The 24,983-nt window shown below is 40.3% G+C and carries 26 protein-coding genes; 3 read left to right on the forward strand and 23 right to left on the reverse strand.

Translation table 11 applies throughout. The annotated features are described in order from the left end of the window. Window positions 1–17: 17 nt before the first annotated feature. From LCL91_RS04970 to LCL91_RS05065, 20 genes are all read right to left on the reverse strand, one after another. The gene (locus LCL91_RS04970) at window positions 18–725 is read right to left on the reverse strand and encodes an ABC transporter ATP-binding protein (protein WP_224880507.1); all 708 of its coding nucleotides are present in this window, start codon (window positions 723–725) and stop codon (window positions 18–20) included. Then, entirely contained in the window at window positions 703–1,482 is a 780-nt protein-coding gene (locus LCL91_RS04975; RefSeq protein ID WP_224880509.1) for an ABC transporter ATP-binding protein, read from the reverse strand. Before LCL91_RS04975 ends, LCL91_RS04970 begins: the two co-directional genes overlap by 23 nt. Beyond that, window positions 1,482–2,489 carry a branched-chain amino acid ABC transporter permease gene (locus LCL91_RS04980; protein ID WP_224880511.1) on the reverse strand — a complete coding sequence of 336 codons (1,008 nt, stop codon included), beginning with the start codon at window positions 2,487–2,489 and terminating at the stop codon, window positions 1,482–1,484. Before LCL91_RS04980 ends, LCL91_RS04975 begins: the two co-directional genes overlap by 1 nt. Continuing rightward, entirely contained in the window at window positions 2,489–3,352 is an 864-nt protein-coding gene (locus LCL91_RS04985; protein ID WP_098443790.1) for a branched-chain amino acid ABC transporter permease, read from the reverse strand. Before LCL91_RS04985 ends, LCL91_RS04980 begins: the two co-directional genes overlap by 1 nt. 115 nt (window positions 3,353–3,467) lie before the next feature. After that, window positions 3,468–4,259 (reverse strand): enoyl-CoA hydratase/isomerase family protein, encoded by a 792-nt coding sequence (locus tag LCL91_RS04990; protein WP_224880513.1) that lies wholly within the window; start codon window positions 4,257–4,259, stop codon window positions 3,468–3,470. A gap of 22 nt (window positions 4,260–4,281) precedes the next feature. Beyond that, a complete protein-coding gene (locus LCL91_RS04995; protein WP_224880515.1) occupies window positions 4,282–5,049 on the reverse strand; it encodes an SDR family NAD(P)-dependent oxidoreductase in 768 nt (255 codons plus the stop codon). Between the two features lie 14 nt (window positions 5,050–5,063). Then, window positions 5,064–6,812: an acyl-CoA dehydrogenase family protein gene (locus tag LCL91_RS05000; protein WP_224880517.1), complete on the reverse strand. Its 1,749-nt coding sequence runs from the start codon at window positions 6,810–6,812 to the stop codon at window positions 5,064–5,066. After that, entirely contained in the window at window positions 6,793–7,548 is a 756-nt protein-coding gene (locus LCL91_RS05005) for a 2-phosphosulfolactate phosphatase (protein WP_224880519.1), read from the reverse strand. The genes LCL91_RS05000 and LCL91_RS05005 overlap by 20 nt, the downstream gene beginning before the upstream one ends. Before the next feature lie 8 nt (window positions 7,549–7,556). Next, window positions 7,557–8,621, reverse strand: a complete 1,065-nt coding sequence (locus tag LCL91_RS05010; RefSeq protein ID WP_224880521.1) for a phosphotransferase family protein — start codon at window positions 8,619–8,621, stop codon at window positions 7,557–7,559. Window positions 8,622–8,673: 52 nt separating this feature from the next. Continuing rightward, the gene (locus LCL91_RS05015; protein WP_224880523.1) at window positions 8,674–9,078 is read right to left on the reverse strand and encodes an acyl-CoA thioesterase; all 405 of its coding nucleotides are present in this window, start codon (window positions 9,076–9,078) and stop codon (window positions 8,674–8,676) included. Window positions 9,079–9,096: 18 nt separating this feature from the next. After that, the gene (locus LCL91_RS05020) at window positions 9,097–9,873 is read right to left on the reverse strand and encodes an enoyl-CoA hydratase (protein ID WP_224880526.1); all 777 of its coding nucleotides are present in this window, start codon (window positions 9,871–9,873) and stop codon (window positions 9,097–9,099) included. Next, entirely contained in the window at window positions 9,873–10,757 is an 885-nt protein-coding gene (locus LCL91_RS05025; RefSeq protein ID WP_224880528.1) for a 3-hydroxyacyl-CoA dehydrogenase family protein, read from the reverse strand. The genes LCL91_RS05020 and LCL91_RS05025 overlap by 1 nt, the downstream gene beginning before the upstream one ends. 79 nt (window positions 10,758–10,836) lie before the next feature. Next, on the reverse strand, window positions 10,837–11,406 hold the full coding sequence (locus tag LCL91_RS05030) for a TetR/AcrR family transcriptional regulator (protein ID WP_224880530.1): 570 nt from the start codon (window positions 11,404–11,406) through the stop codon (window positions 10,837–10,839). Window positions 11,407–11,481: 75 nt separating this feature from the next. After that, entirely contained in the window at window positions 11,482–13,095 is a 1,614-nt protein-coding gene (locus LCL91_RS05035) for a long-chain-fatty-acid--CoA ligase (protein ID WP_224880532.1), read from the reverse strand. Between the two features lie 18 nt (window positions 13,096–13,113). Next, window positions 13,114–13,866 (reverse strand): SDR family NAD(P)-dependent oxidoreductase, encoded by a 753-nt coding sequence (locus LCL91_RS05040; protein ID WP_224880534.1) that lies wholly within the window; start codon window positions 13,864–13,866, stop codon window positions 13,114–13,116. 11 nt (window positions 13,867–13,877) lie between these two features. Continuing rightward, on the reverse strand, window positions 13,878–15,047 hold the full coding sequence (locus LCL91_RS05045; protein WP_224880536.1) for a thiolase family protein: 1,170 nt from the start codon (window positions 15,045–15,047) through the stop codon (window positions 13,878–13,880). A gap of 20 nt (window positions 15,048–15,067) precedes the next feature. Next, a complete protein-coding gene (locus LCL91_RS05050; RefSeq protein ID WP_224880538.1) occupies window positions 15,068–15,841 on the reverse strand; it encodes an SDR family oxidoreductase in 774 nt (257 codons plus the stop codon). Between the two features lie 15 nt (window positions 15,842–15,856). Beyond that, window positions 15,857–17,065, reverse strand: coding sequence for an acyl-CoA dehydrogenase (locus LCL91_RS05055; RefSeq protein ID WP_224880540.1), 1,209 nt, complete (start codon window positions 17,063–17,065; stop codon window positions 15,857–15,859). A 103-nt stretch (window positions 17,066–17,168) separates the two neighbouring features. Next, window positions 17,169–18,707 carry an acyl-CoA carboxylase subunit beta gene (locus LCL91_RS05060; RefSeq protein ID WP_224880542.1) on the reverse strand — a complete coding sequence of 513 codons (1,539 nt, stop codon included), beginning with the start codon at window positions 18,705–18,707 and terminating at the stop codon, window positions 17,169–17,171. 14 nt (window positions 18,708–18,721) lie between these two features. Next, complete coding sequence (locus tag LCL91_RS05065; protein WP_224880544.1) at window positions 18,722–20,350, reverse strand: class I adenylate-forming enzyme family protein; 1,629 nt, start codon at window positions 20,348–20,350, stop codon at window positions 18,722–18,724. A gap of 145 nt (window positions 20,351–20,495) precedes the next feature. Between LCL91_RS05065 and LCL91_RS05070 the strand changes: the two genes are divergently transcribed. Then, a complete protein-coding gene (locus tag LCL91_RS05070; protein WP_224880546.1) occupies window positions 20,496–20,942 on the forward strand; it encodes a hypothetical protein in 447 nt (148 codons plus the stop codon). A 35-nt stretch (window positions 20,943–20,977) separates the two neighbouring features. Here LCL91_RS05070 and LCL91_RS05075 read toward each other — a convergent pair whose 3' ends face one another. After that, window positions 20,978–22,504, reverse strand: coding sequence for a carboxypeptidase M32 (locus LCL91_RS05075; RefSeq protein WP_224880548.1), 1,527 nt, complete (start codon window positions 22,502–22,504; stop codon window positions 20,978–20,980). Between the two features lie 163 nt (window positions 22,505–22,667). On the opposite strand from LCL91_RS05075, the gene yppF reads away from it, so the two are divergent. After that, the gene (gene yppF, locus LCL91_RS05080) at window positions 22,668–22,874 is read left to right on the forward strand and encodes a YppF family protein (protein ID WP_224880550.1); all 207 of its coding nucleotides are present in this window, start codon (window positions 22,668–22,670) and stop codon (window positions 22,872–22,874) included. Between the two features lie 83 nt (window positions 22,875–22,957). Here the strand turns inward: yppF and LCL91_RS05085 are convergent, their stop codons facing one another. Continuing rightward, on the reverse strand, window positions 22,958–23,266 hold the full coding sequence (locus LCL91_RS05085; protein ID WP_224880552.1) for a DUF4359 domain-containing protein: 309 nt from the start codon (window positions 23,264–23,266) through the stop codon (window positions 22,958–22,960). Window positions 23,267–23,425: 159 nt separating this feature from the next. Here LCL91_RS05085 and LCL91_RS05090 point away from each other — a divergent pair, with 159 nt between their 5' ends. Next, a complete protein-coding gene (locus LCL91_RS05090) occupies window positions 23,426–23,665 on the forward strand; it encodes a hypothetical protein (protein ID WP_224880554.1) in 240 nt (79 codons plus the stop codon). A 66-nt stretch (window positions 23,666–23,731) separates the two neighbouring features. Here LCL91_RS05090 and LCL91_RS05095 read toward each other — a convergent pair whose 3' ends face one another. Then, window positions 23,732–24,871: a THUMP domain-containing class I SAM-dependent RNA methyltransferase gene (locus tag LCL91_RS05095; RefSeq protein ID WP_224880555.1), complete on the reverse strand. Its 1,140-nt coding sequence runs from the start codon at window positions 24,869–24,871 to the stop codon at window positions 23,732–23,734. Between the last annotated feature and the right edge of the window lie 112 nt (window positions 24,872–24,983).

A 24,983-nucleotide genomic window follows, 5' to 3' on the forward strand; every position in this document is an offset into this window, starting at 1 on the left:
TCAAATCGATTCCGTTTTTATGCCCCAATATAAGCTTTTCGAATTTGATCATTAGACAAAAGTTCCTCTTTACTTCCTTGAAGAACAATCTTGCCACTTTCAATCACATAGCCACGGTTAGAAATTTGTAGTGCAGCATTGGCGTTTTGCTCAGCTAGAAGAATTGTTGTTCCCTGCTCATTGATATCCTCAATAATATGAAACATTTGCTCTACAATGAGGGGGGCAAGTCCTAATGAAGGTTCATCTAGTAAAAGAACTTTCGGTTTGGCCATTAATGCTCGTCCAATCGCTAACATCTGCTGTTGACCACCACTTAAAGAACCTGCTGCCTCATGCCGCTTATCATATAAAATAGGAAAAAGGGAATACACCTCCTTTAAGCTCTGTTCCACTTCCTTACGATGTTTCCGATGAACAAAACTGCCCATTTTCAAATTTTCATAAACAGACATTTGTGGAAATAACTTTCTACCTTCAGGACATTGCACGATCCCTTCTTTCACTAAAGTGTGAGGCGATTTTCCAGTTAACTTACGATCCATAAACATCACATCACCAGAAGCTGGTTTCATTAAACCACTGATCGTACGAAAGATTGTACTTTTTCCAGCTCCATTTGCACCAAGTAACACCACTGTTTCACCTTTTTTTACTTCGAGTGAAATATGATGAAGTACGGAAGAAGCGCCATAATTCACATTAATATTGTTTAACTGGAGCATGCGCTTCACCTCCGAGATAGGCTTGAATAACCGCTTCATTTTGACGAATTTCATCAGGTCGCCCTTCTGCAATTTTCTTCCCATGATTTAAGACAACGATTTGATCAGCAAGGCTCATGATCATTGGCATCTTATGTTCAATTAAACAGACAGTAATCCCGTGATCTGCCATTTTTCTCATTAAATACGCTAGCCCATCCGTCTCGTCAGGATTAACTCCAGCGGCCGGTTCATCAAGAAGAACCAGTTCTGGATCGGTTGCTAATGCAAGAGCAAAGGCAAGTCTCTTCTTCTCTTCCTGCGTAATAAGTGAGACAGGATGTTCAACAACATGCATCATTTCAACAAATTCCAGTGCGTCGAGTGCTGTTTGATAAGACTTTTTTTCTTCCTCTTTTTCTCTTTTCGTTCGAAAAATCGCATCCCATATCCCTGATTTTGTGCGCAATCTATGTCCGATTAGAACATTATCTAGAACGGTCGATTGCTCAAACAAGTTAGTCGTTTGAAACGTTCTTCCGATTCCTAGACGTGCAATTTGCTGTGGGGGCATTTTTGTAATATCACGATCTTTAAAAAGAATTTTCCCTGAAGAAAGTGGGTGGATTCCACTAATTAGATTAAAAAAGGTAGATTTCCCGGCACCATTTGGACCGATAATGGCCGTGATCGTTCCTTTCTCAACCGATACACTCACATCTTCAACCGCTGCTAATCCCCCGAAACGTTTTGTAATCCCCTGTGTAGAAAAGAACATTATCCAGCCTCACCTACTTTCCTTTTCACTTCATGTTCTTCATTCGCAATCTTTACTCTTTGCTGTTTCTTTCTTTGCACATAGCCGTTTATACTTCCAGTGATTCCACGCGGGTAGTATAGAACTAATAGAACTACAACCGGACCAAAAATAAGCATCCGATATTCTTCAAGAAACTGTAATGATTGAGTAAGTGAAATAACAATAAGTGTTCCGACAAGAGGACCTGCAAGCGTTCCAATGCCCCCCACTAGAAGATACATCAGCATTTCAAATGTTACGGTAATCGCTGATATTTGCGGACCGATAAAACGGATAAATGAAGCATATAACGCACCTGAAAGACCAGCAAATAAAGCAGATAAGGTAAAAGCTAACAGTTGGTTTTTCATAATGGAGATCCCAATTGTTTTGGCCAGTTCTTCACTGTTTCTTATCGCAATAAACGTTCGTCCTAGTAAAGAATGAACAATGCGGTAACAAAGAAAAACTGTAAGGATTAGAAAGAACAAAGCAAGGTAATATTGAGAGGTTAATGTATCAAACGTAATGGGCCCTATATTGCTTGGTGCTGGTATCCCGATTAATCCACGAACTCCCCCCGTTAAGCTATCCCACTTGTCTATTAAAAGATAGACAATGACACCTACACACATGGTGTAAATAGCAAAAAAATGAGATTTTGTTCGAAGAGCAATCACTCCAACTAGAGCCCCGGCAATAGAAGTGATAAGAACTGCCAGAAGGAGAGATAGCCAATAAGACATGCCTGCTTTGGTTGTTAATAGACCAAGTCCATATGCTCCAATTGCAAAAAAACCAGCATGTGCGAGAGACAGATACCCTACGTACCCTGAAATAATATTAAATCCGTAAACCGCGATCGACCAAATAAACACAAGCGTAAGTAATTGGAGAACATACATATTTGGAAAAACGAGAGGAAATAAAACAGCAGCGACGGCAATGATACCGATTAGCACTCGCTTCGATAAGACATTCAGCATTACTGAACCCCCTTCGTAAATAACCCAGTTGGCTTGGCTGTTAGAATGACTACGAGTAGAAGAAACGCAATAACGTCTTTATAATCAGATGATATGTACGTTGCTCCAATGCTTTCGGTAAGGCCAAGCAAATAACCACCAAGAATTGCTCCGGGGATACTTCCCATTCCACCGATAATGATGATAACGAAAGCTTTCATAATGACCAGGTTTCCCATAGTCGGAAAGACAAGATTAATAGGGGATGCTAATGATGCGGCTGCAGCTGCTAATCCACCGGCAATCGCAAAGGTAAGCCAAGCCACCTGATTTGCATTAATACCTACCAGGAACGCACCCTCTCGATTTTGAGCCATTGCGACAATCGCTGCTCCGATCATTGTTTTCGTTAAGAAAAAATGTAATGCAAGCATAAGGATGACAGCAGCAACTATAATTAGAAGACGTTGTAACGTTACAGTTAGACCGAATAAATTAACGACCGACCCATAAGGAGTGTCCATTCTGTGGTATTCCGTACCCCACATAAATTGACCAAATGCTTCTAGAAAAAGGAGAATCCCGATGGCAGCAACCATCATTCTCATACCATCTGCGCCTTCTAACTTTTTAAATATTAGCTGCTGTGTGACAACTCCAAGAAGAGCAACAACAGCCACTGAAGCAATAATGGCGATCCAATAATGAAAACCAAAACCAACCATCATCATTAAAGTAATATAAGCACCAACCATATAAAAAGCACCGTGTGCAAAATTGGGAACATGTAAAATGCCAAAAACAAGTGTTAGACCAAGGGCGACAAGTGTGTAAACGCTTCCAATTGTAAGTCCGTTAAAAATCTGCTGGATAAGGAGCTCCATCATCTTCCTCCTTTTATTAAATTAGATCCAGACTAGGGAGACGGCGGACTTATGAAGGGGATTCAAGATGTAGGAATAAATCTGGATTGAAAAACTTCAATCCAGATTCAAAAAGTTATTTACCTTTAAATTGTGGCGCGCGTTTTTCTTTAAATGCATTTGCTCCTTCTTTGTGGTCGTCTGTCGTTACCATTAGCGCTTGTGTAATGCGCTCTTGTTCAAGTACTTCAGACAAAGAAGAGGTTAGCGAAGCATCTGCAATTTTCTTAATAAACCCATAGGCTTTACCCGGACCTTTAGAAAGCTTCTCAGCATATGCCATCGCTTCTTCTTCAAGACTAGCTATCGGATAAGTTCGGTTTACAATATTCAACTCTTTCGCTTCTTTTGCTGAAATGGGTTGAGCTGAGAAGAATAGCTCTTTCGCCTTATAAGGACCTATTAAGCGAGGAAGAAACGAAAGGCCCCCGCCATCTGAAATTAATCCAACCTGAGAAAAGCTTAATACAAAACTACTATCTTCAGCTGCCAAAATAATGTCACTCGCAAGTGCTAGATTAAAGCCTGCACCAGCAGCAAAACCATGAATCACTGAAATGATTGGTTTCTCAAGATCTCTCATAGCAAGGACCAGCTCATTTAACTTACCTATGTGTTCATAAACTTCAGTTGAGGTTGTATCCCCCATTGTTTTAACATCCCCACCTGCGCTAAAGGAACGTCCTGCACCTGAGAGCATCACTACTCGTATCTCATCGTTCTCCTTAGCATCTTGAATAGCTTTCGTCAGCCCTAAGATCATCTCAGGGCTAAACGCATTTAGTGCCTCAGGGCGATTAAGCGTAAGATGAAGCACAGCACCATGTACATTTACTTTTAGATGTTCCGTTTTTACAGTCGTTTCCATTTTTAAACACTCTCCTTTTTTTTTATACGATGAGCCAGCCGCCGTCGACTAATAAATCTGAACCAGTCATATAACTCGCTTCAGATGAAGCCGCAAATGAAATCACGTTTGCTATTTCCTCAGCTTGCCCCACTCGTTTTAATGCTGTATTCCGTTTAATGGACGCCTCGAACTTTTCATTTTTCAAACCTTCTTCCGTTAATGGTGTTTCAATAAACCCTGGCGAGACTGAATTTACTCGAACGTATGGTGATAGTTCAACTGCAAGTGCCCTTGTGAAATTGATGACCGCTGCTTTCGCTGCACTATAATGAGGAATTTTTGCCCCTGCTTTGTGACCAGAGAGGGAAGCAACATTCACGATAGAAAAGTCCATTTGATCTTCTTTCTTGGCACTTTCTAACATCAGTTTACCGAGAGCTTTCGAGACGAGAAAAACACTTTTTAAGTTTGCATTTTGCGCATGATCCCAGTTTTCTTCAGTCATCTCTAAAATCGGCGAACCTTGAGATCCTCCAGCATTATTAATTAAGACGTGAACGGTTCCGGTCTTTTCTTTAATAAAAGAGGACAATTGATCAACCTGCTCTTGACTCGTTACGTCTGCAACAAAAGTAAGAACATCACCTTCTAATTCTTTAAGATCATCTCTCGTTTGCATTAACTTTGATTCAGTCCGACCAACAAGGATAACTGTTCCACCTTCCGATGCGATTCGTTTAGCTGTCATAGCACCGATACCACTTCCGCCACCAGTTATCACTGCTGTTTTTCCTGAAAATCTATTCATTTTCTCACCGCTTCCTAAACTTCATACTTCAAATTGTTGTAGCTGTGCTTCGCAATTTCCCGATTTCGTTCAAGTGAACTTCCAAAATCGTAACTTGAAAGTTCTCGAATAATTAGATTTAAAACCTCACTTTTTTCTCGAGTAGGAAGCAAACTCATGATTAATTTACGAGCTGACGCTTCCACTTGTAAGAGTGCTTCTTCAAGGAATGTTCTCGTTAATGCTGTTTTAATATGGTGATCTCTCTGTGTATGTTTTACGGCACGTAATACGGAAGATTCAGCTGCGTATAGCATGATGGCTATATTAGCAAGTTTTATCACTGATTCCTGGTGCTTCATTAGTTCCTCACCATGCTTTTCAAACGCAACTCCGACACACAATAAAAATACGTTTCGTATGCTTCTTATCGCATCTTCTTCTGTTAATGAATCTTTTCCTTTTGAAGATAACTCTCTTTTCGCTTTTTCAACAAGCTCCTCTAAAGCTACCTCGCCTTTCAACGCTTTTTTGAGTAAATTACCTGGAATCAATAAGCGATTCACTTCATTTGTTCCTTCGAATATCCGATTAATGCGTGAATCCCGGTACATTTGTTCAATTGGATATTCTTGAATAAAACCTGCGCCACCATGTAACTGAAGTGATTCATCAACAACTTGATCCAGTGTTTCAGATCCAAAAACTTTACAAATCGCACATTCGACTGCATATTCCATCATTTGTTTCCCTACGATTCGATGGTCCTCTTCATCGTACAAATCTTTCATCGCTTCTTCTAAAAGGGATGCTGTGCGATATTGGAGCGATTCTGAAGCGTAGATTCGAGCCATCATGACTGCTACCTTTTCTTGAGTAGCCGTAAAACTTGCAATGGTTTGGCCGAATTGTTTGCGTTCATTTGTGTGTTGTAACGCTAAGTTTAGCGCGTGCTTTGCTCCTCCAGTACAAGCTGAGCCCAGGTTGAATCGTCCCAGATTCAGAACATTAAGTGCAATAACGTGTCCTTTTCCTACTTCTCCTAGAAGGTGATCAATTGGAACCTGGCAATCTTCTAAAATGACCGACCGTGTGGAAGATCCTTTGATTCCCATCTTTTTTTCTTCAGGTCCTAGAGATAGCCCTGGAAAGTCCTTTTCTACAATAAACGCTGAAAAATGCTTTCCATCAATTTTGGCATAAACGATGAACGTATCAGAAAATACCGCATTCGTAATATACAACTTCGTTCCGTTTAAAATATAATGAGTGCCTTCGCTATTTAATACAGCCGTTGTTTGAGATGCTAGCGCATCAGATCCTGCATTGGGCTCCGTTAAACAATAAGCGCCCAAATATTCACCCGAAGCCAGTTTAGGTAGGTATTTATCCTTTTGTTCATTTGATCCAAAGTGCGTGATTGGAAGCGTTGCGATACACGTATGATTGGATTGGGCAACACCGTATCCACTCGTCCTCCCAACAACTTCTCCCACAATCCCTTTTGATATCTTATCTAGCCCAAGACCACCGTACTTTTCTGGAATACTGTGGCCAAGCAATCCAAGTTCTCCTGCTTTTTTTAATAAAGTCACTACCCTATCAAAATCTTGATTTTCAATAGTTTCTCTATGAGCTTCAACTTCCTTTGTAACAAATTGATGAGCTGTTTTTGCGATCATCTTATGCTCATCCGTAAAATCTTCTGGTGTAAAAATATCTTCAGGAACAGAAGACTGATACAAGAAATCGGCTCCCGATCGACTAGATCTGGTTTGTGTCATAATGAACCTCCTCTCGAACGACTGTTTTTTGACCTTTAACGTAAGGAACAATCGAAAAAATCCCTTCTGAAGCAACGAAACTTACTTCATCCTGAAAACCATACTTTTTAATCATTTGACCGACACGTGATGAAAGCAAAACTTCTTCTCCACCATTGACGCTGCCTGAATAAAAAGTAAGAGCAGCGCGTGCAGAATCTGTTAACTCCCATTTAGTTTCGGAAGAAAGCATTTGATCAATAAGATAGCCAGCTCCATAGAAATCTTCCAGCGCGAACTCCCCAGAAGAGCCTGAACAAACAATTACAATCGTTTCGTCAAAGTGATGATCATTGAGCTTTCTGGCAACTGCCTGACCATTAAGTAAAGAAGCAACATACACTTGTTTAGCTTCACTTGTTCGCTTAATCGCTACCGTTCCATTCGTTGTTGATAGAATGAGCGTTTTTCCTTTGACCGATTTTTTTAATTGCAATGGATTGGGATCAAGGAAGCCTTCTATCGTCCGACCTTCATATTCTCCTGAAAGCAAATAACTTCCTTCAGGTAACGTTTTCGCTACATGCATTGCCTCATGTTGATCGAGAACAGGGATAACCTGTTCTGCACCAAACTCAAGTGCAGACGTAATCGTAGACGTTGCTAGCAGAATATCAAGAACAACCGCAATTTTATCTTCACTTATTTTTGCCTGATCAATGTCTTCCTTTTTCAAAACTACATGTATTTTCCCCATATACTCTCCTAACGCTTTACTCTGGCATTGTCACGCGCGTGTGCAATTAAGCTAGCGACAAACTGATTAAGATGTCGGAACCGTTCGTCAGTTGTTTGGCCCATTTTCCATCGATAATAGATTTGTTGGCAAATGACAGCGAGCTTAAAATAGGCAAATGTTAAGTAAAAATTCATTTGCGAGACGTCCCGCCCCGATTTATTCGCATATGACTGAATAAATTCATCCCTCGACATAAAACCTGGCATGACAGTAACAGGTGCTTTCCCCATACCAGCTTTCAAAATCTCCGGGTCATCATGTTGTAACCAGTAACCCATCGCTGCCCCTAAGTCTGCAAGCGGGTCGCCTACCGTCGTCATTTCCCAATCAAATAATCCAACAATTTCACTGTAGTCATCATGAGCGAACATCGCATTGTTTAATTTGTAATCATAATGAATCACGGTAGGACTTTGAGATTGAGGTATATTTGACGCCATCCATTTTGTAAGTTCATCAATACCTGAAAGATCGTCTGTTTTTGATCGATTGTATCGTTTAATCCAGCCGTGTACTTGCCGTTCCATAAACCCATCTGGATGCGTAACATCCGCTAAGTTCGTCTTTTTATAATCAATGCTGTGCAGGTCAACTAACGTATCTACCATCGTTTCGGAAATGCGTCGACACAAATCTTCTGTCGGTTGTACGCCTTCAGGAAATGATGTATCAAGAACTATACCTCTTCTTCTCTCCATAAGAAAAAATGGAACATCAAGCAAAGTCTCATTGTAGAGATACGGTTTTGGTGCTAGTGGAAAAATAGGATTTAATTCTTTTAATATTGTAAACTCTCGCTGCATGTCATGAGCTTTCGGTGCTACTGGTCCAAGTGGTGGTTTACGTAGCACCGCTTCCCAATCGCCAATTGATAGTTGATAAGTTAAATTGGAGTGCCCAGTACCGAACTGTTCAACGAGTAAAGGATCATCACTCAGATCATCAATGTTTTTCTTGATAAATTGCTCAAGTTTTTGTTTATCGAGCTCCTCTCCGTCTCGGACAGGGATCGTATCGTGTGAATAAGCCATATGCCACACTCCTGATTACATAATATTCAGTCATCAACCCTTAGAAAAAAAGTTAGAGGAGCTGATAAGATTCTTCAAGTTTTAACCGTAAGTCTTCTGGGATCACTTCACTCGCTTGTTTTTTGAAATCAAAATAAACGACTGTTGCTTCTCCCTCTGCTACAACGGTATCACTTGCTGTATCTTTTATATGATGCATAAGGGTAAAACTCTTTGTTCCAATACGTTTCACAGTCGTTTCAACTTGTAAAGACTGTTTAAAATAGGCCTGTTTCAAAAAATCGCATTTTGTAGAAACGAGAATAAACGGCCAATCGTCTGTCCCAGATCGTTTACCAAGATAATCAAAAAACTGGACTCGCGCTTCTTCTAAGTAAATAAAATAACTTGTATTATTCACATGTCCGAGCGCATCCGTCTCACAAAATCGTACTCTTACACTTGTATGCACACTCATTAAACTTCCTCTTTTCTATTACCTGTGAGTAAAGGCAGGCTTTCTTTTTTCCATAAATGCTTGTACACCTTCTTTAATATCTTCTGTTTGAAAAACTTCTTCAAACAATTCTGCTTCAAGTTCAACGGCAGATTCAATTGGAAGGTGCGCACCATTGTTCACTGCTTTTTTGATTCGGGATAAAGCCTGCAGAGATTGACCAGTTATTTTTGAAGCGAGTCCCTGAGCATAAGCCATGCCTTGTCCGGATGGTACCACGTGGTTTACAAGACCGTACCGATCTGCCTCTTCAGCTGAAATCGGTTCACCTGTAAACATCATTTCTTTTGCTTTGGCTTCTCCAATAAGTCTAGGAAGACGCTGCGTTCCTCCACCACCTGGGAAAAGTCCTAACTTTATTTCAGGAAGTCCAAGCTGAGCATGTTCTTCTGCAATTCGCATATCACACGTCATTGCAAGTTCACAACCGCCACCGAATGTTAGTCCATTAAGCACAGCAATTGTTGGTTTTGGAAAATGATCTAAATAATTCAATACTTGGTGAGTTTCCATTACGATATTTTTAAAACCAGACTGTCCAATCCAATCTGGAAACTCTTTAATATCTGCACCAGCCATAAAGGCTTTGTTTCCAGCACCCGTTAAAATAACTGCGACAGCATCTTGATTCGCTTCTAACTCTGTAAAAACCTCAAAAAGTTCAGTTGATACTTGTTTGCTCATCACATTTAAAGGGGGATTATTAATCGTAACGATAGCCGTCTTTTCATGAATGTCATACGTCACCATTTTCATTAATTTTTCACTCCTTCTTTTGTATAGTCATACCAGCCTTTTCCTGTTTTTCTTCCTAATGTTCCAGCTTTCACTTTATCCTCAATGGCTTTCGAGGGCTTGTCTTCTGGATTTCCCGTTTCGTTATAACGTTGCTGCATCACGTAATACCCAACATCGATTCCAGATAGATCCATTAATTCGAATGGCCCAATCGGGTGATTTAGAGCTTTGCGACAAATCAAGTCAATATCTTGGAAATCTGCAATTCCTTCTTCGTACAGATACATCGCTTCTTTTTGCAATGCACCTAGAATCCGATTTGCAACGAATCCTGAAATTTCTTTTTTTAGTAATACCCCTGTTCGATTAATACGCTCGCAAACCGCCATCGTAAGCTGGGCCGTTTCTTCAGAAGTTTCTTCACTCATCACCACTTCCACACAGTCCATAACTAGAGGTGGGAAGAAGAAGTGCATGTTTACGACTTTTTCTTTACGATTCGTTGCGGATGCAATTAATGAGTTCACAATTGTAGAACTATTAGTTGCTAGAATCGTATTTGGATCTGCTAATTGATCGAGCTTTTCAAACACTTCACGCTTCACATCTAATTTCTCAACTATGGCTTCAATAATGAAGTCAGCTCTCACCGCTGCTTCTTCAAGATTTGTTGAAAATTGAAGTCTTCCAAATGCTGCTGTTTTTTGATCCTCAGTAATTTTACCTTTCTTAACCCACTTTGACATTATTCCTTCAAGCTTTTCACCTGCATCTTTTAGAGCAGCTTCATTGATATCCTGGATCATGGTTTCATACCCACCAAGTGCACAAAGCATCCCAATCTGATGGCCCATAGAGCCAGCTCCGAGTACTGTTATCGTTTTGATTTCTTCTACATTCATTCTAATTCCTCCTTAAAGTAACTAACCGGTTAGGATGTAAAATTCGTAAACGCTTTCATATTTCTAGTAAAAGGAAAGCTTATCTGCTTTCCTCAATCCCATTTAAAACCATATCAACAAAAATACTTGCTACTTCTTTATCAGACACTGGACCGTTCGGCTTGTACCACTGATAGGTCCAATTTGTAATACCTAGAATGGCAAACGTTACAATATCAATATTGAGATCTTTTCTAAACTCTCCATTTTTGACACCTTGTTTTAGTAAATCCTGAAAGTAATAGCGGATTTGATCACGCTTTGGAAGGATTTCAGCGAGATTTTCTTCTTTTAGATTCTTCATTTCTCGAAAGAAAACTCGCGCACTGTGCCCTTCTAATTCAACGTTATGGATGAGCATATACACCATATCATAGAGTTTTTCTTTACAACTCTTAGACGCATCTTCTAAAATATCTTTCTGTTGCTTAATCATGCCATCGATATAAGAAGAATGGATGTCCATTAACAATGCTTCTTTACTCTTAAAATAATAGTAGAACGTTCCTTTTGTTACGCCGATTGCATCCACAATATCTTGAATCGACGTTTCACTAAATCCATTTTTTTCAAATAGCTCAATACTTTTAACAGTTAGTTTGTGTTTCATGCTAGTACCCTCTCAATCTATCAATCTACATTGATTAAGATTATATCATATGGAGGTTACTTCAAAGCATTTAACCTATACCTGACGTGCTTCATCACGGATGGAACGTCTTAAAATTTTCCCTACACTCGTTTTAGGAAGCTCATTACGAAATTCTATAATCTTCGGAACCTTGTAAGGCGCCATTTCATCCTGACAGTAAGAAGTAACCTCCTCCTCAGTCAAAGTTGCTCCTGGTTTCTTCACAATGACTGCCTTCACAGTCTCACCGCGATAAGGATCTGGGACACCTACAATGACTGCCTCCATAATACTTGGATGTTCATAAAGAACCTCTTCAATATCGCGTGGGTAAATGTTGTAGCCGCTAGCAATAATTAGATCTTTCTTTCGATCAATGATGGAAACATAACCATCCGCATCCATTTTTGCGATATCTCCTGTAAACAACCATCCGTCACGCAACGTGTTCGCTGTTTCTTCTGGCAAATTCCAATACCCTTTCATCACCTGTGGCCCTTTAATAATAAGCTCACCGGATTCACCAAACGGCACCTCTATTTTCCCTTCACCTAGATCAACAATTTTGTACTCTGTCGAAGGAAAGCCAATGCCGACACTCCCAGGCTTACGCTCACCAAAAGGTGGATTAACATGCGTCGTCGGAGAAGCTTCACTTAAGCCGTATCCTTCAAGAATTTTAGCTCCAGTTTTTCGTTCAAACTCTTTCATTAATCCAACCGGCATCGGTGCGCTTCCACTATTACACGTTCGGATGCTTCCAAGATTATACTTTTCCGCATCTGGATGATTCGTTAAAGCGACATACATTGTTGGAACACCAGGAAACATGGTTGGTTTTTGTGTTTCAATTGTACTTAATACTTCATTAACATCGAATTTAGGTAAAATGATGCTCTCTGCCCCAATTCGAATCGATAAATTCATACATGATGTCATTCCAAAAACGTGAAACAAAGGAATAACGGTTAAACATTTTTCTTCACCAAACGTGAATTCATCTTTAAAGAATTCGAGACATTGCTCAACATTTGCAATCAAATTACGGTGAGTTAGCATAGCTCCTTTCGATCTTCCAGTCGTTCCGCCTGTGTACTGCAGAACAGCAATCTCTTCTTTAGGATCGATTGAAACTTCTTTTAACGTCATAGACGTACTTTGCATAAATTCATCGAAAGTAAAATCAGGAGCGAAATTCGCTTCAGAAGGCTGAAGAGAAACAACAATTACATTCTTCACGTTTGTTTCGTTCTGTATGGCTTTCAACCTTGGGTAAAGAGCATCATAGATAACGATCGTTTCTGCTCCAGAATCAGCTAATATGTACTGAAGTTCACGTTCTACAAGCATCGGATTGATCTGGGTAATCGTACCTCCCGCTTTTAACACCCCATAATAACTAATCGCAAACTGAGGACAATTTGGTAACATAAGAGCAACGCGATCCTTTGGTTGCATTTCACAAGTATGCTGAAGGGCTGATCCGAAAAGGGATGAAAGATGTCCAAGTTCTTGATACGTTATTTTTTTATGATAAAAAGAGAGTGCGACCTGATCTGGATAGTCTTTTACTGTTTTCGATAACATGTCTTGTAGCGATACATTCGGGATATCAATTGTACTAGAAATGGAGTCAGGGTAATGCTTTGTCCAACTTTTTTCGTTCATGCTTGCACCTCCGAGTAATTAAAACGTTAATCCGCCTCCGTCAACAAGAAGACTTGTTCCTGTAACGTAAGAAGCTTCATCCGAGACTAGGAATAACACGGCGTTTGCAATTTCCTCTGGTTGTCCTACCCTTTTAAGCGCATTGGCTTTTGAAATAATGGGCCATTTACGTTCATCTTCTCTCCATGGTGTCACAATGTTTGTATCAATTACTCCAGGACAAACGGCATTCACTCGAATATTCTTGCTTCCGTATTCGAGTGCAGCATTTTTTGTTAATGTAATAACCCCACCTTTGGATGCGTTATAAGGGGCCATATATTTTTTCCCTTTAAAACCCAATAGACTTGAAGTGTTAACGATGGCGCCACCATTTCTCTTTTCCATCAATGGAATACTAAATTTCATTCCAAGGAAAACACCCTTCAAATTTATCGACACTACACGGTCCCATTCCTCAACAGGAACCTCCGCTAATTTCACTTCTTCGTTACTAACACCTGCATTATTAAAAAGAATGTCGAGGCCACCATAGTGCTGTTCACACTCTTCTACAAGCGCTTTCATTTCTCCTTCATTTGCCGTGTCCGTTTTTACAAATATAGCATCTCCACCCATTTTACGAACTTGTTCGACAGTTTCTTCACCAGATTCTGCGTGAATATCAGAGACGACTACTTTTGCCCCTTCATCAGCAAAGCGAAGTGCGGTTGCTCGACCGATTCCTCCACCGCCTCCAGTTACAATTGCAACTTTATCCTGCAGCCTCATTTCATCCCTCCTTATTCTCGCTCTAAAACGGTTGCTATTCCTTGACCTCCACCAATACAAGCAGTAATCAGTGCATATCTTCCTTCTCGACGATCAAGCTCATAAATCGCTTTTGTTGCTAGAATTGCTCCAGTTGCACCTAATGGATGACCATGTGCAATCGCTCCACCGTTAACGTTCACAACATTTTCATTCATTTTCAATTCACGATCACAAGCAAGTACCTGGGCGGCAAAAGCTTCATTAATCTCAATCAGATCCATTTCCTCGAGAGATAATCCGGTTTGTTTCAATAATTTTTGCGTAGCTGGAACAGGACCGATTCCCATTATATTCGGATCGACTCCGCTAACCGCGTATCCTCTCACTACCGCAAGTGGTTTTAATCCAAGACTTTCAGCTTTTTCGCGGGACATCACAATAAGAGCAGACGCCGCATCATTTAAGCCAGAGCTAGACCCAGCTGTAACGCTTCCGCCTTTTTTAAATACGGCAGGTAATAAAGCAAGACGTTCAATCGTTGTTTCAGGCCTTGGATGTTCATCCTTTGTTACTTTAATCGGGTCGCCTTTACGCACAGGTACATGAACAGGAGCAATTTGGGAGTCAAAATAACCTTCAGCCATCGCTTTGCCCATTCGCTCCTGACTCCTTTGTGCAAAAGCATCCTGTTCTTCACGCGTAATCTCATATTTTTCTGCTAAGTTCTCTGCAGTAATCCCCATTGGAGGATCGCCAATTTCATCAGGGGAAAGACGTGACTTCATGAATCGGGGTGGCATCGTACTGTATGGTTTAGAAGGCTTCTCCATCAAATAAGGCGCCTGGCTCATGCTTTCCGCTCCCCCAACGACATAAACATCCCCATCTCCAGATTTAATGGCTTGTGCAGCAAGATTTATCGCATTCAATCCTGATCCACACTGACGGTCAATTGTTAGTCCAGGAATTGAAAGAGGAAGACCGGCCTGCAAAGCTGTTAGCCTTGCAATATTCCCTCCACCACCAATAACATTTCCGAAGATCACATCATCGATTGATTCAACATCTAATTTGATACGTGCTACTGCTTCTTTAAGTGCGATTGCGCCAAGCTCATGTGCTGAAATCGTTGCAAACGCTCCACCCTGTCTTCCAATTGGTGTTCGAACACTTGAGACAATTACTGGATCACGATTCATATCATGATTCTCCTCCTTCATTACATTGCATGCTGTCCACCATCGACAATTAGAATATCACCAGTCACATAATTCGAAGCATTTGATGCCAAAAACAGTGCTGCCCCTTTGAGATCATCGTCTGTTCCAAAGCGATTCAGTGGCGTTGTTTCTAGCATCCTCTCACCACCCGCTTCAATTAACCCTTTAGACATTTTTGTAGGGAAAAAGCCAGGTGCAATCGCATTAACATTTATATTGTAGCTCCCCCACTTTACAGCAAGGTCTTTCGTAAAGGTAATCACTGCACCTTTACTCGTGTTATAACCGATTGCATCCATATAGCGAGGGTCAGCGCCACCAAGACCTGCAACAGAAGCAATGTTAATAATTTTCCCACTTTTTTGTTTGATCATTTCTTTCCCAACAGCCTGAGCAAATAAGAACGTACCGGTGACATTAACCTCCATTACTTTGTGCCAGGCTTGAAGAGGCATTTCCACTACGGGTGCCCCCCATGAAGCGCCGCTGTTGTTAACGAGAATATCGATACGACCAAATTCTTTCATTGTTTCATCAACGACATGTTGAACTTGTTCTTGGTTTGTTACATCACATTCAAAAGCTAATGATTTGACTCCAGCTGCTTTTAGCTCCTCACTAACAGCTTCACAAGCTTCTCGTTTTCTTGAACAAATTACAACGTTTGCTCCTGCCTCTGCAAATCCTTCAGCAATTTGCTTGCCTAACCCTCTTCCTCCTCCTGTTACGATTGCTGTCTTTCCTGTTAAGTCAAATAATTGCATCACATTCATATCTTATCCCCCTCATTAACGGTATTTCTTCAATTCCTGTCTTGCGACTGCACTGCGATGTACTTCGTCAGGACCGTCAGCTAATCGAAGCGTTCTCGCGTTAGCCCAGTGAGCTGCTAATGTATAATCATCACTTACCCCAGCGCCTCCAAATGCTTGAATGGCTCGGTCAATCACGCGAAGAGCCATATTCGGTGCAACTACTTTAATCATGGCAATTTCTGCTTTAGCTTCTTTATTTCCAACGGTATCCATCATATAAGCTGCTTTTAACGTAAGCAGTCTCGCCTGTTCAATTTCGATGCGAGAATCGGCAATCCATTCTCGAACGACGCCTTGCTCAGAGATTTTCTTTCCAAAAGCTTCGCGACTTTGTACGCGCTTACATAAATCTTCAAGCGCTCGTTCTGCCGTTCCGATTAACCTCATGCAATGGTGAATTCGCCCTGGACCAAGTCTCCCTTGAGCTATCGCAAAACCTTTTCCTTCTTCCCAAAGCATATTTGAAGCTGGCACCCTGACATCTTTGTACTCGATTTCTGCATGTCCGTGTGGGGCATGATCATAACCAAAAACGGGTAGCACTCGCTTTATCGTGACGCCTTTTGTATCAAGTGGTACGAGAATCATGGACTGCTGTTCATGTTTAGCTGCGTCTGGATCATTTTTACCCATAACAATGGCAATCTTACATCTCGGATCTCCTGCACCAGAAGACCACCATTTCGTTCCGTTAATAACGTATTCATCGCCTTCGCGTTCGATACGAGCTTGAATATTAGTAGCATCAGAAGAAGCCACATCCGGTTCTGTCATTGAGAAACAAGAGCGTATTTCTCCAGAGAGGAGGGGTTCTAGCCACTGTTTCTTTTGTTCGTCTGTCCCGTAACGGACTAATACTTCCATATTTCCAGTATCAGGGGCGGCGCAGTTAAATACTTCAGGTCCAATCATGGATCGTCCCATCACTTCGCAAAGAGGAGCATACTCAGCATTTGTTAGTCCAGCGCCATATTCACTTTCTGGAAGAAAAAGATTCCACAATCCCGCCTCTTTCGCTTTCTTTTTCAATTCTTCCATGATCGGAGGAATACTTGACCACCTGCTCTCCTGTTCTGAAAGCTGTTCTTCATACACTTTTTCATTTGGGTATACATATTCATCCATAAATGTTGTTAATTTTTCAAGATACGATTGGCTACGCTCGGAATAATCGAAATTCATCTATTGTTCGCTCCTTTTAACCGATATCTAACTAACCGGTTGGTATGTTCTTACAAACAGTATAAATTTATTATTCTCAATATTCAATACATTTTAATAAAATTTAAAAACCAGTTGGCCAATTTGCTAGCTTTCTTTCACTAATTGAACCTTTTTTATAACATGCCAGTTCTAGCGTTTTAGCAAGAAACTGCCTCGTTTCTCCTGGATCAATCACATCATCAATTAAATGTTTTGCAGCTGCTTTATAAGGTGAACTATCAAAACTCCATTTTTCTAAGAGCTTTTCTCGGTCCTCTTTTGGATTTTCAGATAACATCAATTCTCTTCCATAAACGACATTGATCCCAACTTCTGGCCCTGTAAAATTGATTTCAGCAGATGGCCAGGCAACGACAAAGTCGGCGCCCATCGTTGGACCACACATATTTCCATAAGCTGCTCCCACGCTTTTCCTAATGACCACTGATACTTTAGGAACTGTCGATTGTGCAAGAGCTTGATTCCACATCATAATTTTAGTAGGAATTTTCCCTTTCTCTGCTTCAGAGCTAACTCGAAAACCGGGGATGTCGTGAAGAAAGATTAAGGGAATATGAAACGAATCGCACATACAAATAAAATCTGTCGCCTTTTCGCATTCTTGAACACCTGCCGCACCAGCATATTTCATCGGTTGATTTGCGATAATTCCGACAGATCGCCCATCGATTCTTGTTAAAACAGTTAGAAGTGCAGGGCCGAATTCTGGTTTTATCTCAAAAAAGTTTCCATCGTCAACGATCGTAGCGATCACTTTTTTCATATTGTAAGCACGATTTCGTTTTTCAGGAACAACAGTTTGCAACTGATCTACCCTTCTTTCTACAGAATCATCATTTAGAAAAAGAGGCGGTTCTTCTTCGCTATGTGATGGAAGAAAACTTAAGAACCTCTTCACTTGAGCAATACAGTCTTCTTCGGTCTCAGCTGATTGATCAATTTGTCCCGTAAAGTCATGATGAACTCTAACGCCGCCTAGTTGTTCTTCTCCTATTTTTTCACCAGTAGCCATTTCAAGCATTCGAGGTCCAGCAACTCCCATACACGTTCCATTTAGTTGGGTAACAAAATCAGAAGATACCGCAAGCCACGTCGGTCCACCAAAGCTATCACCAAGAATGGCCGTTACCATTGGAACTTCACGATGATGCGTTAACATTTCTTGAGGAAAAAGCTTATCACTAATGCCATCAGAACCCATTCCATCTGGCATTCGAAGCCCTCCACCTTCACTTAAATTAACTAAAGGCAACCCTCTTTTTAATGCATAAGCATGGGCAGCTTTCGTTTTTCGAATATGAACGGCACCCTCTGTACCCGCAAACACCGTTTTATCACCTGCCTGAACAACGACTGGACGACCATCTACACGTCCTACCCCACAAATAATCCCATCTCCAGAACTCTTTTCTTCTTGTCCAGGAATTTCAGAGGTGTTTAATTTCCCAAACTCAAGGAATGATCCTTCGTCAATGAGGAGCGCAATTCGTTCACGTGCCGTCTTTTTTCCTATCGCATGAAGCGCATCGATTTTGTGTTGGCCGCCCATTCGTTCCGCACGTAGTCTACGATTCTTCAAATCTTCTACATATGATTCCATCATTCCACTCCCTTTCACTTCTTTAATAACCTTCTTAATACTTTACCTGAAGATGTAGCAGGTAGACTTTCACGAATTTCAATTATTTTAGGTGCTTTATAAGCAGCCATATGGTCTCTAGACCACCCCATTAACTCTTCAATTGTTGTGTTAGAATGATTAGGATGTAAGACGACGACTGCCTTAATGATTTCTCCTTTTTGTTCATCGGGTATACCGATAACCGCTGTTTGCTTAATAGCTGGATGTTCATTCATTAATGCTTCAACGTCCTCTGGAAACACGCTATAACCTGAGCTTTTAACCATCTCTTTCAAACGCCCTCGAAAATATAAGTAGCCTTCATCATCAAGATAACCGATGTCCCCAGTGTATACCCACCCATTCTTTAGAGAAGCAGCTGTCTCATCAGGACGATTGTAATATCCCTTAAAAACTCCTGGGCTCTTAATTACGATTTCTCCCTCTTTAAGTGGACCAACTTCTTCGCTATCCGTATTTATTATTTTCAGGTTTGTCTTATGAATAGGAATGCCGCAGCTTCCAAACTTCACATGTTCAGTTGGCATAAACGTGTCACATGTATGCGTCTCACTTAAGCCATAGGAAGCTTCATATAGTAGACAGCCATTCGTTGCTTTCTTCCATTGATCTGCGAGATTTCTAGTTACTTGCACGCCAAAGCTTGTCGCTAAATTAAGTCGAAGAGATGTTAAATCTCGTTCGTTAAGATCAGGCATTTGCAAAATAGCCACGTTCATAGGGGCGATACTGTACCACATTGTAATGCGATGATCCTCAATGGCTGATACGACCGTTTCTGCATCAAACCGACTCAGCAGCACAGTTTCATTACCGCTATAGACAGGTAAGTTAACTCCCATTACCATTCCAGCAATATGACATAATGGGGCGATCGCTAACAATTTGTCTTCCTGTTTAATTCGATTGCATGTCACCGTAGCAGCAGTTTTAAATAAAGCATTTTCATAAGTAAGCATTGCTGCTTTAGGTCTCCCCGTTGTTCCTGATGTAAACACCATTAAGCACACATCATCTAATCTCACAGGGACAGGTTGAAATGAAACTTCTTCTGTATCATAAAGAGACTCTAGAGTGGTAAATCTTGAAGATTTGATAGGGGATTTTATTTCAGATGGCACACGATTGGATTGCTCAGCGGAAAGAATCGACGTATAAGAAACCGTTACGATAAAGGAAAGAGCTTCCTCAATTTTTGCTAACATTGGTAAAAGTTCTATTCCACATATGATTCCTTTCATGTCTGCTTCTTGAATTAAGTAAGTAAGCTCAGAGGTTTTATACATGGGATTTAACGGAACGACAACTGCTCCAATCTTTTGAATGGCATAATGAGCAATAAGATATTGTGGACAATTTTGCATAAACAAAGCGATATGATCGCCTTGTTTGACACCAATCCGCTCTAAATAGTTTGCTAGTTGATTTGAGTGTTCATTCCATTTTTTCCATGTTAATTGATAACCATAATAATGAATGGCAATTGCGTTTGGTTTTCGCTCCGCTTGAATGGAGAGATATTCATGGAGGGGTCTTTCTCCATATTGATAAATTAATGTAGAAGGAACTGCTTCTGGCCAAAATGATGTAAGCTTTTCCACTTTACCACCCTTTCATACTAACCGTTTAGTATGTTCTGCTTTTATCTTACAACTACTGATCATCTTATTTCAACAGAAATTTCATGTTTTAACATATTAAAATTGGGAAATATAGTTTTTATTCATATTTGAAAGGATGAGCATCATGAATCAAAACTTATACCAGCTTACGCGTGAATATGAAAAATTCACGGATGAATGCGAAGGGCAAAACGTACCGGAATTTGTAGAAAATTTCATTTATGGATCAATGGACTATAACGAGGAAAACCTCCCTAAACTAACGGAGGAAATGGGGAAACAGGCTCAAGGACAGGATCCAGATAATTTCAAAAAAGCTTTTGATGAAATGCTTCTTTATCTTAGAGATCGCTTTGTTGCTCTCGACCCCGACAAGGAATATTGGCCGCTTCATTACCGTGAAGGTGTTAGCGCCTTCGTTGCGATGATCGATGGGTTAATCGTACAGTATTTCTCCGGACTCTATTCAGTGGAAGATTTAAAGGAACGAACCCCTCTATTTGCTGCAATTATTCTTAATGGATTTGTGGGAGTTAATGAAAATGAATATGATACGTTATCTACTGACTAAAAAATAAAAATCCTGCCATTGGCAGGATTTTTGAATTATTTACTTTGTAAACGGTAAACGCTAGAATACTTCTCTTCAAGGTATTGAATCAAATATTCAGCATTCAAGCCCTCTCCAGTTATATCTTTAATAATTTCAATTGGCTCCTTAAGTTTACCATATTGGTGAATATTTTCAGTAAGCCACTCTTTTATAGGTAGTAAATTCCCTTGTTCTAAAAGTTCATCAAACTGAGGAAGATCTTTCAGCATCGCATTCTTTAATTGTGCTGCATAAATGTAACCTAACGCATACGAAGGGAAGTAACCAAATGAGCCACCTGACCAGTGCACATCCTGAAGAACGCCTACTGCGTCGTCATCTGGCGTGATCCCCAAATACTCCTCCATTTTCTCGTTCCAGATGGTTGGTAGGTCTTTCACTTCAATGTCTCCATTAATTAACCCTTTTTCAATTTCGTAACGAACCATAATATGCAGCGCATACGTCATTTCATCTGCTTCAATTCGAATTAACGACGGACCCGCAACATTAATGGCACGGTAATAGTCTTCTAACGAAACATCATCAAACTGTCCAGTGGAATAGCTTTTAAGCTTTTCATAATTATTTTTCCAAAATGACTGATGGCGCCCAACAAAGTTTTCCCAGAAAAGAGACTGGGATTCATGAATACCCATTGACGTCCCGGTACATAAAGGCGTACCGATTAATTTAGGTGATAAATTTTGTTCATAAAGAGCATGTCCACCTTCATGAATTGTCCCGAAGACTGCTGTGCGGAAGTCCTTTTCGTCATACTTAGTTGTAACACGAACATCACCAGGATTTAGCCCTGTTGCGAATGGATGCACCGTTTTATCTAGGCGACCTGCCTCGAAATCATAACCCATTTTTTTTAATATATCCATACTAAATGCCTGCTGCTTATCTTCTGGAAAATGTTCAAACAAAAAGTCGGTTTTCGGCTGATCACTCGCTTGAACAACTTGTTGCACAAGCGGAACAATATGCTCTCTAAGTTGATTGAATACGCGATCAATCACCTTAACCGTTACCCCTGGCTCATACATATCAAGAAGCGTATCATATTTATTTTCTTCATAGCCCCAATATTCGACAAATTTTTGGTTGAACGCCACTAATTTTTCAAGGTAAGGTCTGAACAACTCAAAGTCAGCTTTTTCCTTCGCTTCCTCCCAAACCGTTTCTGCTTTTGAACATAAGACCACGTACTCAGAATATTCTTCTGCTGGAATTTTAATATTGCGCTCATAATCTTTGCGACACTCTTCCACTGTTTTACGGGTGATTTCACTTAAATCTGCTTGAACGTCTTCTCTTGTTAGGTGATCAAGAAGCCCTTTCATTTCAGAGGAAACCGACATTTCAAAAACTTCAGAAGACATCATGCCAATAACTTCAGAACGCTGTTCAGCGCCTTTTTTTGGTGCGCCAGTACGTAGGTCCCAATACATGACGCCAATGGCTTCATTAAAGCTCATCATTTTTTTAACATATGTTAAAAATTGCTCTTCTACTTGCTTCAGTTCGGTCGTCATTTTCATATTCCCCTTTTTTAATAGTATGTTACTTTACCGTAAATTCGACACATCTCGCTTCATTATGTAAGGATTTGTCGGAAGTTAAAAAATTCTAAAATAATCGATCTGTACATTCTCATGTTATCCTTTTGGTAAGCAAATAGTTCAAGGAGGGATTCAGATGTCTATTCAGAATCTGATACACACATTCGATCAGGTAAAAGGAAGAAAACCAGCTACCGCAGACGAATTACTAGACTTTATCCAGGTGAATTATTTACAAGGTTCGCTCTCGTTAAACGAGTATCAAATCTACTTTAAAGAACTTCATGCACAAGGTGCTAAGAAACCTGAATACTTCACGCATGAAGAGATGAAAGCCTTTTAATCCCTCTTGTTCTATCCTACCATAAGTTACTCATGATACGTATAGGAAAAGGCATTCATCCCTTTTCCTATACGTTTTCCATTTCAATCGATCTTTTTTATTTTTTCGATGTTCTTCTTATTAATGTAGAATGAATCAAACATCCCGATGGCTACTATTTCTTTATTATTCCATAATTTTGTTCGATAAATGGAGAAAAAATATGCTTCCGTTCGTGATGTTTGATCTCTTACATAGGGAACAACGGCAAGATCTACGCCTAACTCAATCAGTACATTTTGATCTTTCTTTAACTGCTTCCCAACCCATCTACTGTAATCATCCTGACTTGGATTCGTAAGGAACATTATGACGGCTACCGAAATAATCATACCCAAAATCGCTTTTTTCATAAATGCACCCCTTCACAGTCCCACTCTTCTTACTCTATGAAACAAACTTCCTTCAAATGATTCATGTACATCGTGATATTTTCCACAATATTCCGTTCAAAGCCGATAATCACGTGGTAACAAAAAAGTAAATCAAATTTTTGGAAAGGGGATTTTTTCATGAGACAGCATCGAGTCAATACGTTAAAACCTGGTGAGCACTATAAAGCAAAAGAACTCGACAGCTTTGTATCGTCAAACGATATTGTGCTGTTAGCAAGTAACGCTTCACAACTTTTTTCTGATCCAGAGCGAGAGTTCAAAGTGGTTCATGAAGTTGAAGGGTTTTTTGAACATTCGGCTGACGACGGTGAGAAATATTTCCGTGATAAGCGCGCGTATGTAGTTGAAAAAGTTTAATGAAATGTTTTATTTATAAAGACAAAAGCACCTCTCCATAAAAGGAGAGGTGCTTTTGTTTAAAAATTATTTTTTTGGGGGTCTTGGTCCAAAGAACTGATAGTAATGCGTTTTGATATCACCATTGTATAGCTTACGATTTTTCGTCGCTCGCTTTCCGTAAACTTCTTGGAAACGAGGATGAGAAGTTAGAATGTACACAGACCAGGTATTAAGTCGCTCACGGAACGCTTTTCCCATCTTCCGATACATCTCTTCTACTTCTTCACGTTCACCGAGGCGCTCGCCATACGGTGGGTTACCAATAAGGGTTCCATACTCAAACCTTGAGCTAACGTCCGTTACTTGCATTTGCTTGAATTGAATCATATCTCCGAATCCTGCTTCTAAAGCATTGTTTTTTGAAAGATCAACCATTTTTGGGTCAAGATCGCTACCAAAGATGTGAAGAGGCTGATCATATTTTGCAAGATCTTCCGCTTCAATCATAGCTTCTTCCCAGCGTTTCTTTCCAATCCATGCCCAATCTTCAGATGCAAATTCCCGATTAAATCCTGGTGCGATATTTTGACCAATCATCGCTGCTTCGATCGGAAGTGTACCTGAGCCACAAAATGGATCCATGAAAGGTTTATCGGCATTCCAATTCGTTAGCATTACCATAGCAGCCGCCATGGTCTCTTTTAGCGGTGCAGCACTATGAAGGTAACGGTAGCCTCTACGATGAAGCCCCTTCCCACTAGTATCAATTGTAAGAATAGCTGTATCTTTATGAATGGCAACTTCTATTTTGAACAATGGTCCATCCTCTTCAAACCAGGAAACATTGTACTTTTCTTTTAAACTTTCAACGATCGCTTTTTTCACAATCGCCTGACAATCCGGTACGCTGTATAACGTTGATTTAACAGAACGTCCACTAACAGGAAATTCTGCATTTTCAGGTAAAAGCTCTCCCCAAGGTAGTGCCTTCGTCGCTTCAAAAAGCTCGTCAAACGATGTCACTTTAAATTCGCCAACTTTTAGTTTTACACGATCTGCTGTTCTTAGCCAGTAGTTCGAACGACAAATCCCAATTTCATCACTCTCATAAGTAACTTTGCCATTTTCTACGCGCACATTTTCAAAACCTAGATCCTTTACTTCACGAGCAACCAATGATTCGAGCCCCATGGTGGCCGTTGCAATTAATTCGTATTTCGCCATCTTTTCCACTCCAATCTTTTTCGCTCTTCTATGTAAATAGTCGTTGTCTTAGTAATCATACAAAAAATGAATATGTTATGTTAGTCCTATTTGTATTTAATGAGTTATTGCT

It is taken from the genome of Guptibacillus hwajinpoensis, assembly GCF_020171785.1.
In the GTDB taxonomy this organism is placed as follows: Bacteria; Bacillota; Bacilli; order Bacillales; family Guptibacillaceae; genus Guptibacillus; species Guptibacillus sedimenti.

Excerpts from the sequence above, each read along its gene's own strand:
- LCL91_RS04970 (WP_224880507.1), bottom strand. The coding sequence starts at position 725 with ATGCTCCAGTTAAACAATATTAATGTGAATTATGGCGCTTCTTCCGTA.
- LCL91_RS04975 (WP_224880509.1), bottom strand. The coding sequence starts at position 1,482 with ATGTTCTTTTCTACACAGGGGATTACAAAACGTTTCGGGGGATTAGCA.
- LCL91_RS04980 (WP_224880511.1), bottom strand. The coding sequence starts at position 2,489 with ATGCTGAATGTCTTATCGAAGCGAGTGCTAATCGGTATCATTGCCGTC.
- LCL91_RS04985 (WP_098443790.1), bottom strand. The coding sequence starts at position 3,352 with ATGGAGCTCCTTATCCAGCAGATTTTTAACGGACTTACAATTGGAAGC.
- LCL91_RS04990 (WP_224880513.1), bottom strand. The coding sequence starts at position 4,259 with ATGGAAACGACTGTAAAAACGGAACATCTAAAAGTAAATGTACATGGT.
- LCL91_RS04995 (WP_224880515.1), bottom strand. The coding sequence starts at position 5,049 with ATGAATAGATTTTCAGGAAAAACAGCAGTGATAACTGGTGGCGGAAGT.
- LCL91_RS05000 (WP_224880517.1), bottom strand. The coding sequence starts at position 6,812 with ATGACACAAACCAGATCTAGTCGATCGGGAGCCGATTTCTTGTATCAG.
- LCL91_RS05005 (WP_224880519.1), bottom strand. The coding sequence starts at position 7,548 with ATGGGGAAAATACATGTAGTTTTGAAAAAGGAAGACATTGATCAGGCA.
- LCL91_RS05010 (WP_224880521.1), bottom strand. The coding sequence starts at position 8,621 with ATGGCTTATTCACACGATACGATCCCTGTCCGAGACGGAGAGGAGCTC.
- LCL91_RS05015 (WP_224880523.1), bottom strand. The coding sequence starts at position 9,078 with ATGAGTGTGCATACAAGTGTAAGAGTACGATTTTGTGAGACGGATGCG.
- LCL91_RS05020 (WP_224880526.1), bottom strand. The coding sequence starts at position 9,873 with ATGAAAATGGTGACGTATGACATTCATGAAAAGACGGCTATCGTTACG.
- LCL91_RS05025 (WP_224880528.1), bottom strand. The coding sequence starts at position 10,757 with ATGAATGTAGAAGAAATCAAAACGATAACAGTACTCGGAGCTGGCTCT.
- LCL91_RS05030 (WP_224880530.1), bottom strand. The coding sequence starts at position 11,406 with ATGAAACACAAACTAACTGTTAAAAGTATTGAGCTATTTGAAAAAAAT.
- LCL91_RS05035 (WP_224880532.1), bottom strand. The coding sequence starts at position 13,095 with ATGAACGAAAAAAGTTGGACAAAGCATTACCCTGACTCCATTTCTAGT.
- LCL91_RS05040 (WP_224880534.1), bottom strand. The coding sequence starts at position 13,866 with ATGAGGCTGCAGGATAAAGTTGCAATTGTAACTGGAGGCGGTGGAGGA.
- LCL91_RS05045 (WP_224880536.1), bottom strand. The coding sequence starts at position 15,047 with ATGAATCGTGATCCAGTAATTGTCTCAAGTGTTCGAACACCAATTGGA.
- LCL91_RS05050 (WP_224880538.1), bottom strand. The coding sequence starts at position 15,841 with ATGAATGTGATGCAATTATTTGACTTAACAGGAAAGACAGCAATCGTA.
- LCL91_RS05055 (WP_224880540.1), bottom strand. The coding sequence starts at position 17,065 with ATGAATTTCGATTATTCCGAGCGTAGCCAATCGTATCTTGAAAAATTA.
- LCL91_RS05060 (WP_224880542.1), bottom strand. The coding sequence starts at position 18,707 with ATGGAATCATATGTAGAAGATTTGAAGAATCGTAGACTACGTGCGGAA.
- LCL91_RS05070 (WP_224880546.1), top strand. The coding sequence starts at position 20,496 with ATGAATCAAAACTTATACCAGCTTACGCGTGAATATGAAAAATTCACG.
- LCL91_RS05075 (WP_224880548.1), bottom strand. The coding sequence starts at position 22,504 with ATGACGACCGAACTGAAGCAAGTAGAAGAGCAATTTTTAACATATGTT.
- yppF (WP_224880550.1), top strand. The coding sequence starts at position 22,668 with ATGTCTATTCAGAATCTGATACACACATTCGATCAGGTAAAAGGAAGA.
- LCL91_RS05085 (WP_224880552.1), bottom strand. The coding sequence starts at position 23,266 with ATGAAAAAAGCGATTTTGGGTATGATTATTTCGGTAGCCGTCATAATG.
- LCL91_RS05090 (WP_224880554.1), top strand. The coding sequence starts at position 23,426 with ATGAGACAGCATCGAGTCAATACGTTAAAACCTGGTGAGCACTATAAA.
- LCL91_RS05095 (WP_224880555.1), bottom strand. The coding sequence starts at position 24,871 with ATGGCGAAATACGAATTAATTGCAACGGCCACCATGGGGCTCGAATCA.